Raw genomic sequence first — 14,285 nt, 5'->3', positions numbered from 1 at the left:
AACTCCCAGTATTTTCTATGCTCGCCAGATAGCACGATTTCGCCTCTGCGGCGATGCGCTGCGACAATTTTGAGCGCGGAAATCGCTGGGGTTCGGGCCGAGGCTGGTATAGGAAGTGCCCGAATCCGAACCGAACAGAGGTTTTCCATCGTGCGACACCTGATTGCCGCCCTGTCCGCCAGCCTTTTCGCCGCGCCGGCTTTCGCGGCCCTGCCAGTGGACGGTGCGATCAACTTCCAGCCTGCTGCGACCCGCATTGCCGAGCGTGTGCACGAGTTCCACCACGTCCTGCTTTGGATCATCACGCTGATCACGGCGCTGGTTACGGTGCTTCTCGTCTGGGTCATGGTCCGCTACAGCCAGCGCGCCAACAAGACGCCGCGCAAGTTCAGCCACAACACCACTGTTGAAGTGGTCTGGACCGTGGTGCCGGCGCTGATCCTGGTTGGCATTGCCAGCCTGTCCTTCCCGAACCTCTACTACCAGAACGTCGCGCCGAACCTCGGCGAGATCGCGGCGACCTCGAAGAAGCTGCTGGCAGAAGGCAAGACGGCCCAGCACCTGGCTTATACCAAGAACTATTTCCCGGACGCGGCCGAGAAGGGCTTTGTCAACGTCAAGGTTCAGGGCAACCAGTGGAACTGGACCTACACTTATCCGGACATCACCGACGAGTCGGGCGCCGCCATCGAGTTCGTCTCGAACGGTGTCCACAAGGGCCGTCCGGGCGACAAGGAAGCCTATGAAGCCAGCACCGGCCGCACCGATTTCGATGCGCTCCCGATCAACTATGCCGTCGACTATCCGATGGTCGTGCCGGCTGGCCGCTACGTCCGCTATTACACGGCTGCCGCCGACGTGATCCATTCGTGGACCATCCCGGCATTCGCCGTGAAGACCGATGCGGTGCCGGGCCGCCTCAACGAAGGCTGGTTCCTCGTTGAAGAGCCGGGCATCTATTACGGCCAATGCTCGGAGCTGTGCGGCATCGATCACGCTTTCATGCCGATCGAAGTCCGCGTCGTGCCGCAGGCTCAATTCGACCGTTGGGCCGAGCTGATGAAGGCCGGCGACTTTGACGCCGCCGCAGCCTCCGTGCTGACGATCGCCTCGCTCGACGGCGAGACCCAACTCGCGTCCACCCACTGATTTCACGAAGAAGAGTACGACCGATGCCCATGGATGAAATCGCCCTCGATCACGGCCACGACGCACACGACCACAAACCAGGCTTCATCTCGCGCTGGTTCTTCTCCACGAACCACAAGGATATCGGGACGCTCTACCTGGTGTTCGCGCTGGTCGCCGGTATCGTCGGCTACTCGCTGTCCGGCCTGATCCGCTGGGAACTGGCAGAGCCGGGCATCGGCCCGATGCTGTGGATCCAGACCAACATCTTCGGCCTCTCGGGCGATGCCGCGATCACCCATGCCAAGCACTTCTACAACGTCGTGATCTCGTACCACGGCCTCGTCATGATCTTCTTCATGGTGATGCCGGCGCTGATTGGCGGATTCGGCAACTGGTTCGTGCCGCTGATGATCGGCGCGCCGGACATGGCGTTCCCGCGCATGAACAACATCTCCTACTGGCTGACGGTTGTTGCGTTCATCCTCGCCTGCTTCTCGATGACGGTTCCGGGCGGTCCCGGCGGTAACGGGTTCGGCGGCGGCTGGACGATCTATCCGCCGCTGTCTTCGGCCACTGGTCACCCCGGCCCGTCGATGGACCTGCTGATCCTGTCTCTGCACACTGCCGGTCTCGCCTCGATCCTTGGCGCCATCAACTTCATCGTCACCATCCTCAACATGCGCGCACCGGGCATGACGCTGCACAAGATGCCGCTGTTCGCCTGGTCGATGCTGGTGACCGCGGTGCTGCTGCTGCTCGCCCTGCCGGTGCTCGCCGGCGCGCTGACCATGCTTCTCACCGACCGCAACTTCGGTTCGCACTTCTTCATCGCCAACGGCGGCGGCGACCCGGTCATGTTCCAGCACCTGTTCTGGTTCTTCGGCCACCCCGAAGTTTACATCATGATCCTGCCGGCCTTCGGCATCATCAGCCACATCGTCTCGACCTTCTCCAAGAAACCGATCTTCGGCTATCTCGGAATGGCCTATGCCATGGTGTCGATCGGCGTTATCGGTTTCGTCGTGTGGGCGCACCACATGTACACCGTCGGCATGAACGTCGACCTGAAGGCTTATTTCGTGGCCGCCACGATGGTGATCGCGGTGCCGACCGGCATCAAGATCTTCTCCTGGATCGCGACGATGTGGGGTGGATCGATCGACTTCAAGGTGCCGATGCTCTGGGCGATCGGCTTCATCTTCCTGTTCACCGTCGGCGGAGTCACGGGCGTCGTGCTCGCCAACGCCGGTATCGACCACTCGCTGCACGACACCTACTACGTGGTTGCCCACTTCCACTACGTGCTGTCGCTCGGCGCCGTGTTCGGTCTTTTTGCGGGCTGGTACTACTGGTTCGAGAAGATGTTCGGCGTGAAGTACAACGGCTTCCTCGCCGGCCTGCACTTCTGGCTGATGTTCGTCGGGTCGAACGTCCTGTTCTTCCCGCAGCACTTCCTTGGCCTGCAAGGCATGCCGCGCCGCTACATCGACTACAATGATGGTTTCGCCCTGTGGCACAACATCTCGTCTATCGGCTACGCGATCACGCTCGTCGGTACGCTGGTGTTCTTCCTCTCGATCGCCGAAGCCGCGATCCGTCGCCGCAAGGCCACGGTCGATGCACACGGCCACGGCAACCCGTGGGGTGAAGGCGCTACCACGCTCGAGTGGACCCTGCCGTCTCCGCCGCCGTTCCACCAGTACAACGAGCTGCCGGTCGTCACGACCAAGGGCGGTCACTGACCTGTTCCCGGCCGCTCCGGGCCGGACAAGACTTGAAACTCCGGGGCGGCCCTCACGCGACAAGCGTGTGGGCCGTTTCGACTAGGAAAGTCAGAGAAAAGATACGATGACCGAGGCAATCGCGCCTTCCCAGAAACGTCACGCCACTGCGGCGGACTACCTGAACCTGATGAAGCCCCGCATCATGATGCTGGTGGTGTTCACGGGGTTTGCCGGTCTAGTGGCCGCGTCCAGCATGACCGGCATTGCCATGCACCCGGCCATGGCGGCGATCGCGACGCTCGCAGTCGCGCTCGGCTCGGGCGCCGCGGGCGCGATCAACATGTGGTACGATTCCGACATCGACTCGGTGATGGCCCGCACCGCAACCCGCCCGATCCCGTCCGGCGCCGTGCCGCGTGAGGAAGCCCTCGCGATGGGCCTGATCATGTCCGGCGTGTCGGTGATGCTGATGTGGCTCGCCTCCAACTGGCTCGCCGCCACGCTGCTGGCTTTCTCGATCTTCTACTACGGCGTCATCTACACGATGTGGCTGAAGCGGGCGACGCCGCAGAATATCGTCATCGGCGGCGGGGCAGGGGCGTTCCCGCCGGTCATCGGCTGGGCGGCCGTGACCGGCAACATGCCGCTCGACGCCTGGATCCTCTTCGCCATCATCTTCTTCTGGACGCCGCCGCATTTCTGGGCGCTGTCACTGCTCGCCCACAAGGAATACGCCAAGGTGTCCGTGCCGATGCTGCCGGTGACGCACGGGGCGAAGGCAACGCGCGCGCAGATCCTGATCTATACGCTGGTGCTGGTGCCCGTGACGCTGCTGCCGCTCTGGACCGGTCTCGGCGGCTGGATCTACGCCGCCGCCGCCGCCGGTCTGGGCGCGGTCTTCCTTGCCTACGCCGCACGCCTCGTCCGCTCGCAGGCCGGGGATGACGGCGCGCCGGGCGCCGACATGAAACTTGCCAAGACGACTTTCGTCTTCTCAATCTTCTACCTGTTCGCCCTGTTCGGCGCCGTGCTCGCCGAACACGGCGCAGGTCTCTACTTTCCGCTGACCGGAGCCTGAGATGGCCAACCCGCCCGAACCCGCCCCCCAGCCGCTCGACGCCGAAGCCCTGAAAGCCCGCAAGCGCCGCAACCTGTGGCTCGGCTTGGCGCTGGGCGCGTTCGTCCTGCTCGTCATGGTCACCACGATCATTCGCCTCGCTACCGGCGACGGCATCGCGGAGCGCATGTAATGGCCGTTTCCAACCGTCTGATCGCGGGCATCGCCGCTGCGGGCGTCGCCGGCATGCTCGGGCTCGCCTTCGCGGCAGAGCCGCTCTACGCCGGATTCTGCCAGGTAACCGGCTTTGGCGGCACAACGCGTATCGCCACCAAAGGCCCGTCGGAAATCCTCGAGAAAACAGTGGATGTCCGCTTCGACGCCAACGTCGCGGATGCGCCGCTGCTGTTCCGGCCGCTGCAGGCGGTCCAGACGGTCAAGATCGGCCAGCACGGGCTCGCCTTCTACGAGGTAACCAACCCGACCGACGCCGAAGTGCGCGTGATCGCCAGCTACAACGTCACCCCGCACTATGCCGGGCCGTACTTCAACAAGCTGGAGTGTTTCTGCTTTTCCGAGCGCGTGATCGCGCCGGGCGAAACGCGCAAGCTGCCGGTGGTGTATTTCGTGTCGCCAGACATGATCGAGGACCATGTGGCGGCGCAGCTCGAGACGATCACCCTCAGCTACACTTTCTTTGACAGTTCGGCGTATTCAGGCCCCCGTAACCAGACGGTGGCAGAGGGTGCGGCGAATTCGGCATCACCCGGCTGAATCAGTTGCATCGTGGCCGGGGCGCACGTTAAACAGCCCCAAAGTTCAGGGATTCCATAGGGGATTTGACACTCATGTCCGGCGGCGAAGTCAAACACGACTACCACCTTGTAAACCCATCGCCCTGGCCGCTGATCGGCTCGATGGCGGTGCTCACGCTTGCGATTGGCGCGGTAACCTACATGAAAGGCCTGTTCGGCCTCGCAGAAGGCACCTGGTGGCTGATGGCCGTCGGCTTCGCGATGGTGTTCTGGACGATGTTTGGCTGGTGGGCCACCGTCGTGAAGGAAGGCCGCACCGGCGACCACACGCCCGTCGTGGAGATCGGCCTGCGCTACGGCATGCTGCTCTTCATCGCTTCCGAGATCATGTTCTTCGTTGCCTGGTTCTGGAGCTTCTTCGAATTTGCTATTTTCTGGGATGCCCGCACGGGTCACACTTGGGACGCGCTGAACCCGCTGTTCCAGGAAGGTCTGGACCAGTTCAAGCAGTTCCCGCCGTCAGGTGTCGTGACTTTTGACCCCTTCCACCTTCCGCTGATGAACACCCTCGTCCTGCTGCTGTCGGGCACCACGGTAACCTGGGCGCACCACGCGCTGCAGCACGGCGACATGAAGGGCGCCAAGCTCGGCCTGTTCATCACCATCCTGCTCGGCCTTGCCTTCACCGCCCTTCAGGCGCTGGAGTACAGCCATGCCGGTTTCGCGTTCGACACCGACGTCTACAGCTCAGCCTTCTTCATGGCGACCGGCTTCCACGGCGCCCACGTCATCATCGGCACGATCTTCCTGACCGTCTGCCTTATCCGCATGTATGCTGGCAACCTGACGCCGAAGAAGCACCTCGGCTTCGAATTCGCCGCCTGGTACTGGCACTTCGTGGACGTGGTGTGGCTGTTCCTCTTCGCGTTCGTCTACGTCACGCCTTACCTCGCCTTCGAAGCGGGCAAGTAAGCGGACAGGCTCTGCGATCCGATTGAAAGCCCGCCGGTGCGACAAGCCTCCGGCGGGCTTTTTTCTTCCCGAAGGAGACTGCCTCCATGACCTTCAAGCCTTATCCGGTGCTGACCCTGTTCTCGGCAGTGTGCGTGGTGATCCTGGTGATGTTCGGGAACTGGCAGTGGACGCGCTACACCGACAAGATGGCGGCGCGCGACGCGCCTCCGGAATGGGCAACCCTGTCCGGCTCGCTCACACCCGGCACCGTGCGCCAGGTCTATTCACTGACCGATGGCAGCGCCGCCTGGCGCGACGTGGTCCTTGTCGACATGGGCGACACCGCCGCCTTCGTCTCGCAGACACTGCACTACGGCATGGAGCCCCCGGCGCCGACCGAGATCACGCGCCCGCAATTCTTCTCCGCCCGCGGCATCTGGCACGATGCGAAACATCGCAACACTTTCTCGTCGCCTGACGAGCCGGAGAAGGGCCTGTTCCAGGCGTTCGACCCGGCCGCGCTTGCCGCGACGCTCGAACCCGAACTCGCCGCGAAGGTCGAGGACCGGATCTTCGAGCCGGAGACCCTGCTGCGCACCGACACGCCGATGCCGGAAGCGGTCGACAACCCGTTCATGCGGCCGGAGATGGACGACCGCCTGCCGCCCGAGCGCCATTTCGGCTATGCGCTGACCTGGTGGGGCCTCGCCATCGGCCTCGTCGGTGTGTATCTCGCCCTGCATCACCAGCGCGGACGCCTGCGCTTCAAGCCAACGGATACCCCGTGAAGTACATCTCCACCCGCGGCCAAGCGCCTGAAACCGGTTTCGCCGAAGCCTGCCTTGCCGGACTCGCGCCGGACGGCGGACTGTATGTTCCGAAGGAATGGCCCCAGATCGCGCCGGCCAAGCCGGGCGAGTCTTATACGGACGTGGCTGCGCGCATACTGTCCGCTTTCGCGGGCGATGCGATCCCGGCCGATGCCGTGCGCCAGATCTGCCGCGAAGCTTATGCCGGCTTCGCGCACCAGTCGGTCGCCCCGCTCACCCAGTGGGGGCCGGACAGCTGGCTGATGGAACTGCATCACGGCCCGACGCTGGCATTCAAGGACGTCGCCATGCAGCTGATCGGGAGGCTGTACGACTACCTGCTCGGCCAATCGGGCGAGAGACTGACCGTGGTCTGTGCCACGTCCGGCGACACAGGCGGCGCGGCTGCAGCGGCCTTCGCCGGGTCGGCGCAGGCGCGCCTCGTCATCCTGCACCCCGAAGGCCGCATCTCGCCGGTCCAGCGCCTGTTCATGACGACCACAGGCGCGCCCAACATCCTCAACATCGCCACCAGCGGCGACTTTGACGACGCGCAGGCGATCGTGAAGCAGCTGTTTGCGGACAAGGACTTCGCGCGGACAGTCAGCCTCTCGGGTGTCAATTCGATCAACTGGGCCCGCATCGCGGCGCAGTCGGTGTATTACGCCACCAGCCAGGCGCAACTGCGCGGCGCGCCGGTCCGCTATGTCGTGCCGAGCGGCAACATGGGCGACGCGCTCGCGGGCTATGTCGCGGCGCGCTGTGGCTTGCTGCCGGGCGGGTTCGAAGCCGTCTGCGCCGTCAACGAGAATGATGCCCTGGCGCGCCTCTTCGATTCCGGTCGCATGACCCGCAAGGCCGCCGTCGCGACGCCGAGCCCGGCGATGGACATTTCCGTGCCGTCGAACTTCGAGCGCATCCTGTTTGAAGTCACCGGCCGTGACGCCGACGCCGTTCGGGCGACTTACGCCGCCTACGCACAATCGGGCGATACGGCCCTGCCGGACGGCGCGCCGTCGCGGCTCGGCTGTTCTGGACTGTCAGCTGCGACCATCAACAATGGCGACACGCTGGCAGAGATGGAACGCTTCCGCACCGAAACCGGCTGGCTGATCTGTCCGCATACGGCGGTTGGCACCGCGCTGGCCCGCCGCCTTGCACGCAAGGATGCGGTCACGGTCGTCCTCGCGACCGCAGCGGCATCGAAATTCCCGGAAACCGTACAGCAGGCAACTGGCCAGGACGCGCCGCTGCCGGTGCGCTGCGCCGCTTTGAGCGCGCGCGGCGAAGTCTACGAACGCATGCCATCCGACCTGGGCGCGGTGCGCAGCCGCATCCTCGCCTTCGCGGATTGAGCAGGCCGGATGAGCGTTCCGCTCGACACCGTGATCGTCTCTCCGAGGCTCGTGCTGACGGCGGCCCGGCGGGCGGACTATGCCGATTGGGCGAAAGTGCGCGGCGACAGCCGGGCCTATATCGAGCCATGGGAGCCGAGCTGGCCGCTGGATGCGCTGTCGCGGCGCGACTGGAGCCGCCGCCTTTCGGCCTGGACCGCTGCCTGGCGCGCCGGGACCGCCTATGTCTTCCTTATCCGCCGCCAGAGCGACGAGGCGCTGGTCGGCGGACTGTCCTTCACCCATGTCCGGCCGTGGCCGGCGGAGAGCGCCAGTCTTGGTTACTGGCAGGGCGCCGCCTTCGAAGGGCAGGGCTACATGCGCGAAGCGGTGCAAGCGGCGTGCGACTGGGCGTTCGGCGAGCTGGGCCTGGCGCGCATCGAGGCCGGCATCGTGCCCGAGAATGCGCGCTCGCGCCGCGTGCTGGAAGGCACAGGATTTGCTGAAGAAGGGCGCGCCGCCGCCTACCTCGAGATTGCAGGCACACGGCGCGACCACATCCTTTTCGGTCTCGTCAGGCCGCAACCAGACCGCTAGGTATCCTGCCCATGGCACTTGCGAAACCCACTGAGGCTCAGGGCAGCTGGATCTGGCGCCCGGAACCGGGCCGCCTCGAGATCGAGGCGCCGTCCGGCACGCCATTGTCCGATCTGGGCGGCGTGTGGTCGCTGGATGCACTGGACAAGATGCTGGAAGGCCTCAGCCGAGGCCGGCTTGGCCGCGCCCTCGCCACGGGGGAAGGTTCGGTCCTGTGTCCGCTGCGCCTGTCTACCGGGCAGGACGTTCACCTCGCAGGCATGTTTACCAGCGAAGTTGAAGCGCGCGGCATCTTGATGACCGGCGAGAAATTTCCGGAGATTGATCCCTCCGAACTCAAGCCCGGCCCGGACCTCGTGCCTGTCTACCAGCCTATCATTTCCCTGCGCGATGGCCGCGTCGTCGGCTTTGAAGCGCTCGCCCGCTGGACCGGCCCCGCCCACACGGCGCCGCCGAGCCGCTGGGAGGACCAGGCGCTCGCCTCCAACATGCTGATCCGCGCCGCCGAGACGCTGGCCGACCTGCGCCGCGAAGCGAAGCGCGACGATCTTTTCATGCACGTGAACCTTACCGCGCGCGAGCTGACCAAGAGCACCATTCCGGCGCTGATCGATGCGCTGACGACGAGCTACCAGTTGCCCGAACGCGCCATCCGCATCGAGCTGACCGAACAGGCGGCGCTGCGCGACGAGACGAAGACGCTCGCCTCCGCGATGGCGCTGAAAGCCGTCGGCGCGGGCCTTGTGCTCGATGATTTCGGCACCGGCCATTCCTCCTTCGCCTGGCTCGCGGACCTGCCCTTCGACAGCCTGAAGATCGACCACGGGCTCACGGCAAAGCTCGGGCAGGCGCGCACCGACACCATCCTTTCGACCATCACGCTGCTCGCCAGCCGCCTCGGCATGTCGACGACGGCCGAGGGCGTGGAAAAGCGTGAGGACGCCGCGCGGCTGCGTGCGCTCGGCTTCGACAATGCGCAGGGTTTTGCCTTCTCGAAAGGCGTCGACGCGAAGGCAGCGCTGAAGTTCCTGAAGGGCTGACGCTCAGGCGAAGTCGTCGAGGCTGCGCTCCATGAACACCATCATCGGGCGCATCCGCTCCGGATAGTCGATGAACGGCTCGACGATGCGGAAGCCGAACGTCTTGTAGAGCCCGATGGCTTCGACCATGTCGCGCGTCGTGTCGAGCCGCATCCGTGTGAAGCCGTCGCGGGCGGCGGTCTCCATCAGCGAGGTGCAGAGCTTGCGGCCGAGGCCCCGGCCATTGGCAGTCGAGCGCACGAACAGGCGCTTCATTTCGCACGTGGACGGATCAACCCGCTTGTAGGCAACGCCGCCGAGAATCTCCAAGGCGTCCTCGGCCAGCAACATGCGGCCATTGGGCGGGCCATAGAGGCCGCTCAGGTTGAGCAGTTCGGCGTCCAGGCCCTGATGGCTGAACGCCATCTCGACAAGCCAGGGCTCATTCTTGTAGCGCTCGCGGCACCAGGCAACATATTCGGAGATGAGGCCGCCAAACGCGGCGATGTCGAGCGTCGTAGTCGCTTCATGAATGGACAGCGTGGACGGTTTCATGCGTTTCCCGTTCCCGGTTGCAGGCGTGAGAGATCGACACCGAGCCGCGTCATGGCGTGGCGCCATTTGTGTTCGAATGCCTCGCCGAACACGAGGTCGGAATCCGGTTCGCAGACCAGCCAGGCATTCTCCGCGAGCTCGCTTTCCAGCTGCCCGGCACCCCAGCCGGCATAGCCAAGCGCGAAGATCGACTGGCGCGGCGCCGACATCGACGCGACCATGCCGAGAATGTCTTTCGTTGCCGTCATGCAGATGTCGCCGTCGACTTCCATCGTGGCGCCGTCGCAGATCACATCATCCGTGTGCAGCACAAATCCGCGCTCGGTCGCGACCGGCCCGCCTTCCAGCACGGGCACGCCCCGCAGGGAAATCTCCATGCGGATGCCCATCTGTTCCATCAGGTCCTGAAGGTCGATGCCCTCCACCGGCTTGTTCAGCACGATCCCCATCGCAAACTCGGGCGTATGCGCGCAGAGCAGGATGACCGACCGCTCGAAGCGCGTGTCGCCGATGCCGGGCAGGGCAATCAGGAGCTTGCCGGTGAGGTCGTTCTCGACTTGCATGCTGGTCTCCGACCGCGAGGCTGGGCCAGCCGGGAAGCGATTGCAAGTGAAAATCCGGTGCGGGCTCTTGTGCACCGCAACCTGCCAATGCCTTGCGGGCGGGGGCACTCCGGCCTATCTCCGGCGGGCAAACAAGGAGACTGCCAGATGACGATCAAAGTCGGCGACAAGCTGCCCGAAGCAACCTTCATGGAAATGACGGCCGATGGCCCGAAACCCGTCACCACGGCGCAGGTGTTCGGCGGCAAGACCGTCGCGCTGTTCGCCGTGCCGGGCGCCTACACGCCGACCTGTTCTGCCCGCCACCTGCCTGGCTTCGTCGACAAGGCCGGCGAATTCAAATCGAAAGGCGTCGACGACATCGTCTGCACTTCGGTCAACGACGTGTTCGTGATGGGCGCCTGGGGCAAGTCTTCCCACGCCGACGAGGCCGTCCGCATGCTGGCCGATGGCAACGGGGCCTTCGCGCAGGCCCTCGGCCTTGAGCTCGACGCGTCCGGTTTCGGCATGGGCAAGCGCTCGCAGCGCTACTCCATGCTCGTGAAAGACGGCGTCGTGGCCGAGCTGAACGTCGAGCAGGGCGGTGAATTCAAGGTTTCGGCGGCCGACTACCTGCTCGGCCAGCTTTGAATCCCGGCCGTTAACGACTCTTAACCGAATTCCGTAATGATCGGCCTGCTCGGGGTATGGGCAGGCCGATTTTTATTGAATAACGGCAAATCCCTCCCAAATAACTGCTAGAGTAACTGTGGAGAGGGAACTCAATGGACATCGTCGCAGCCGCCTTCGTGCTGATATTTGCCGTGGTCGTCATCGGTCTGTTCAGCGCGCTGAAATTCGTGCCCCAGGGCTATAACTGGACCGTCGAGCGCTTCGGGCGCTACACCAAGACCCTGTCGCCCGGCCCACACGTCGTGAACCCGATCATCGACCGCATCGGGCGCAAGATGAACATGATGGAGACGGTGCTGGAAGTGCCCCAGCAGGAAGTGATCACGCGCGACAACGCAATGGTCTCCTGCGATGCGATTGTCTTCATCCAGGTGATCGACGCGGTGCAGGCCGCCTATGAGGTCAACAACCTCATCCACGCCATCTCGAACCTCTCGATGACCAACATCCGTACCGTGGTCGGCTCGATGGACCTCGACCAGGTCCTGTCGAACCGCGACGAGATCAACGCCCGCCTCCTCGGCACCATCGACGCGGCGACGCATCCGTGGGGCGTGAAGGTCACCCGGATCGAGATCAAGGACCTGACCCCGCCGGCCGACATCACCGAAGCAATGGCCCGTCAGATGAAGGCCGAGCGCCTGAAGCGCGCCGAGATCCTCACCGCCGAGGGTGAGAAGCAATCGGCGATCCTCAAGGCCGAGGGCCAGAAACAGTCGCAGATCCTGCAAGCCGAAGGTCGCCGCGAAGCCGCCTTCCGCGATGCCGAAGCGCGCGAACGTGAAGCCGAGGCCGAGGCAAAGGCAACCGCCATGGTGTCGGAGGCCATCGCCCGCGGCGACGTCAACGCCATCAACTACTTCCTGGGCCAGGCCTATGTGGCCGCTTTCGAGAAGCTGGCCACGTCGCCGCAACAGCGCACGGTCATCATCCCGGCCGAGTTCTCGTCGATCCTCGGCACCATCGAAGGCATCCGCGGCCTCACCGAGGGCGCCAAGCAGAGCAACACGCCGCGCCCGCCGGCCGGCGCCGTTCCGCCCACGACGCGTAGCTGATCCGATCATCTGCCTGCTGAAGGAGGCATCTCATGGAACAACTGCTTTCCCAAGTCACCTGGTGGCACTGGCTCGTGCTCGCCCTGATCCTGTTCGGGATCGAGATGGTCGCCGGCACATTCGACCTGCTGATGGCCTCGATTGCGGCGGCGCTGACGGCAGCCTTCGCAGCATTTGCCCCGGAATCTGCCACCGCCTGGCAGGTCCAGTGCGTGGTGTTCGCCGTCGCCTGCGTGGGGCTGATCGTTATCAGTCGCTACGTGTTTCCCGGCATGCGCAGGGTCTCGCCGGAGCACCCGACGCTCAACAAGCGTATGACACAACTGGTTGGCCAGCGCGGGGAGGTCACGCGTGATCTCGTCGACGGCAATGGCCAGGTGAAGATCGGCGACACGGTCTGGGGCGCCGAGCCGGTGGACGCATCAGCGACGCTGGTGGTCGGCGACAAGATCATCGTCGACTCGACCCGCTCCAACACGGCGGTTGTCCGCAAGGCCTGACGCGTTACTCCGTCCCCGGACGGCCCGGCTGTTTCGGGTCGTGCTTGGGGGCGGGGGCGAGGCGCATCACTTCAGTCTGGAAGCGCTCATCGTCGCCCGCAACGAGATAGGGCAGCGCCTTGCAGATGGCGTCGCTGAGCGGCACGAACCATTCAAGGTCCGCCTTCGAAAAGTCTGACAGCACGTATGGCATCACCAGCGACTTGTCGCCGGGATGGCCGACACCGACCCGCACGCGGCGAACATCGGCGCCCAGGTGCGCGATGGCCGAACGGATGCCGTTATTGCCCGAATGCCCGCCGCCGCGTTTGACCCGCACGCGGCCGGGCGCCAGATCGATCTCGTCATGCAGCACGGTCACCGCCTCGGCGCCGACCTTGTAGAAGGTGCAGGCCTTCGACATGGCGATGCCCGACTCGTTGTAATAAGTCTGCGGCTTCAGCAGCAGAACCTTCTGGCGCCCGCCCGGCGTATCCACCGCACCTTCGGAAATTTCGGAATCGAACTTCGCCCGCCACGGGCCGAACCCATGCGCCGCGTGGATCCGGTCCAGCAGCAGGAAGCCGGCATTGTGCCGGTTCTTCGCATACTTCGTACCCGGATTTCCCTGTCCGGCGAGGATCAGCATGGCGCTCGGGTCCTTCGTTCACTGCCCCCGGAATCAAAGAGGCCGCCCGCTTGTGACGGGCGGCCTCCTGATTGTCCAGAACGGATCACTTCTTCGGGGCGGGCTTCGCCGGAGCGGCGCCTTTTGCCGGAGCGGCGGCTGCGCCTGCAGCCGGGGCTTTCGCCTTGGCAGCCGGCACCGCATCAGCCGACGGCGCGGCTGCGGGCTCTTCCTCGGTCTTGCCACCGCGACCAGCGATCGTGGCGATCGTGAAGTCGCGGTCGGTGATGGCCGGGGAGGCGTCCTTCGGCAGTTTGATGTTCGAGATCTTGACGTTGTCGCCGACTTCGAGCGCCGAGATGTCGGCTTCGATGGATTCCGGGATGTGGCCAGCCGGAACGTTCAGCTCGACCGTGTGGCGCACGACGTTGAGCGTGCCGCCCTTCTTGATACCCGGGCAGAGATCCGCGCCCTTGAAGTGGACCGGAACCTCGACCTTGATGATCTGGTCGGGCTCGACGCGGCGCAGGTCAACGTGCCACGGCTGGTCGCTCACCGGGTGCATCTGGATGCCCTGCGGGATAACCAGTTGCTTTTCCCCCTTGTGGATCAGGGTGGCGGTGGTGTTGAGGAACTTGCCGGTTTCGATGGCTTTCACCACTTCCGGCTTGCGCAGGTTGATGGCGACCGGGGCGAGATCGCCGCCGTAAAGGACGCCGGGCACGAAGCCCTGGCGGCGTGCCTCACGGGCGCCGCCGGTGCCCACGCGCTCACGCACGTCGACGTTGAAAGTGATCTTGCTCTTGGACATGTGTTTTCCTTTCGCCCTGGACCGTGCCTTCTCTGAGGAAGGTCGGAACCTGACAGGTACGGCCTCGCGCCGTCCTTTCTGAACGGCGGCGTATAGGGCAGCGGGGAAAATCTGGCAAGGGCCGCTTGCCGGTGGTGAGGCG

General features: G+C 64.6%; 17 protein-coding genes. 13 read left to right on the top strand and 4 right to left on the bottom strand.

The features are described 5' to 3' along the window. Positions 1-150 precede the first annotated feature (150 nt). From coxB to IPK75_16475, 10 genes are all read left to right on the top strand, one after another. Positions 151-1,149, top strand: coding sequence for a cytochrome c oxidase subunit II (gene coxB, locus IPK75_16520; GenBank protein ID MBK8199952.1), 999 nt, complete (start codon positions 151-153; stop codon positions 1,147-1,149). Between the two features lie 29 nt (positions 1,150-1,178). Beyond that, on the top strand, positions 1,179-2,873 hold the full coding sequence (gene ctaD, locus IPK75_16515) for a cytochrome c oxidase subunit I (GenBank protein ID MBK8199951.1): 1,695 nt from the start codon (positions 1,179-1,181) through the stop codon (positions 2,871-2,873). 106 nt (positions 2,874-2,979) lie between these two features. After that, positions 2,980-3,933, top strand: coding sequence for a protoheme IX farnesyltransferase (locus IPK75_16510; GenBank protein ID MBK8199950.1), 954 nt, complete (start codon positions 2,980-2,982; stop codon positions 3,931-3,933). A 1-nt stretch (position 3,934) separates the two neighbouring features. Then, complete coding sequence (locus tag IPK75_16505) at positions 3,935-4,105, top strand: protein CoxF (GenBank protein MBK8199949.1); 171 nt, start codon at positions 3,935-3,937, stop codon at positions 4,103-4,105. Next, positions 4,105-4,686: a cytochrome c oxidase assembly protein gene (locus tag IPK75_16500; GenBank protein MBK8199948.1), complete on the top strand. Its 582-nt coding sequence runs from the start codon at positions 4,105-4,107 to the stop codon at positions 4,684-4,686. Before IPK75_16505 ends, IPK75_16500 begins: the two co-directional genes overlap by 1 nt. 74 nt (positions 4,687-4,760) lie before the next feature. Next, positions 4,761-5,639, top strand: a complete 879-nt coding sequence (locus IPK75_16495) for a cytochrome c oxidase subunit 3 (GenBank protein MBK8199947.1) — start codon at positions 4,761-4,763, stop codon at positions 5,637-5,639. A gap of 86 nt (positions 5,640-5,725) precedes the next feature. Continuing rightward, entirely contained in the window at positions 5,726-6,409 is a 684-nt protein-coding gene (locus tag IPK75_16490) for a hypothetical protein (protein MBK8199946.1), read from the top strand. After that, positions 6,406-7,785 (top strand): threonine synthase, encoded by a 1,380-nt coding sequence (locus tag IPK75_16485; GenBank protein MBK8199945.1) that lies wholly within the window; start codon positions 6,406-6,408, stop codon positions 7,783-7,785. Before IPK75_16490 ends, IPK75_16485 begins: the two co-directional genes overlap by 4 nt. A 9-nt stretch (positions 7,786-7,794) precedes the next feature. Continuing rightward, entirely contained in the window at positions 7,795-8,361 is a 567-nt protein-coding gene (locus tag IPK75_16480; protein MBK8199944.1) for a GNAT family N-acetyltransferase, read from the top strand. A gap of 11 nt (positions 8,362-8,372) precedes the next feature. Next, positions 8,373-9,401 carry an EAL domain-containing protein gene (locus IPK75_16475; GenBank protein MBK8199943.1) on the top strand — a complete coding sequence of 343 codons (1,029 nt, stop codon included), beginning with the start codon at positions 8,373-8,375 and terminating at the stop codon, positions 9,399-9,401. A 3-nt stretch (positions 9,402-9,404) separates the two neighbouring features. Here the strand turns inward: IPK75_16475 and IPK75_16470 are convergent, their stop codons facing one another. Further along, positions 9,405-9,935 carry a GNAT family N-acetyltransferase gene (locus IPK75_16470; GenBank protein MBK8199942.1) on the bottom strand — a complete coding sequence of 177 codons (531 nt, stop codon included), beginning with the start codon at positions 9,933-9,935 and terminating at the stop codon, positions 9,405-9,407. Beyond that, complete coding sequence (locus IPK75_16465; GenBank protein MBK8199941.1) at positions 9,932-10,498, bottom strand: YqgE/AlgH family protein; 567 nt, start codon at positions 10,496-10,498, stop codon at positions 9,932-9,934. The genes IPK75_16470 and IPK75_16465 overlap by 4 nt, the downstream gene beginning before the upstream one ends. A gap of 147 nt (positions 10,499-10,645) precedes the next feature. Between IPK75_16465 and IPK75_16460 the strand changes: the two genes are divergently transcribed. The 3 genes from IPK75_16460 (at position 10,646) to IPK75_16450 (ending at position 12,725) form a co-directional block, all read left to right on the top strand. Continuing rightward, positions 10,646-11,128 carry a peroxiredoxin gene (locus IPK75_16460; GenBank protein ID MBK8199940.1) on the top strand — a complete coding sequence of 161 codons (483 nt, stop codon included), beginning with the start codon at positions 10,646-10,648 and terminating at the stop codon, positions 11,126-11,128. 134 nt (positions 11,129-11,262) lie between these two features. After that, positions 11,263-12,225 (top strand): SPFH/Band 7/PHB domain protein, encoded by a 963-nt coding sequence (locus IPK75_16455; protein MBK8199939.1) that lies wholly within the window; start codon positions 11,263-11,265, stop codon positions 12,223-12,225. Positions 12,226-12,257: 32 nt separating this feature from the next. Then, positions 12,258-12,725, top strand: a complete 468-nt coding sequence (locus tag IPK75_16450) for an NfeD family protein (protein ID MBK8199938.1) — start codon at positions 12,258-12,260, stop codon at positions 12,723-12,725. Positions 12,726-12,729: 4 nt separating this feature from the next. Here IPK75_16450 and IPK75_16445 read toward each other — a convergent pair whose 3' ends face one another. Beyond that, complete coding sequence (locus IPK75_16445; GenBank protein ID MBK8199937.1) at positions 12,730-13,353, bottom strand: aminoacyl-tRNA hydrolase; 624 nt, start codon at positions 13,351-13,353, stop codon at positions 12,730-12,732. A gap of 85 nt (positions 13,354-13,438) precedes the next feature. Then, positions 13,439-14,143, bottom strand: coding sequence for a 50S ribosomal protein L25/general stress protein Ctc (locus tag IPK75_16440; GenBank protein MBK8199936.1), 705 nt, complete (start codon positions 14,141-14,143; stop codon positions 13,439-13,441). Positions 14,144-14,285: the final 142 nt, after the last annotated feature.

Source organism: Acidobacteriota bacterium, assembly GCA_016712445.1.
Lineage (GTDB): Bacteria > Pseudomonadota > Alphaproteobacteria > Caulobacterales > Hyphomonadaceae > Hyphomonas.
This window is presented reverse-complemented; position numbering and strand designations above follow the sequence as displayed.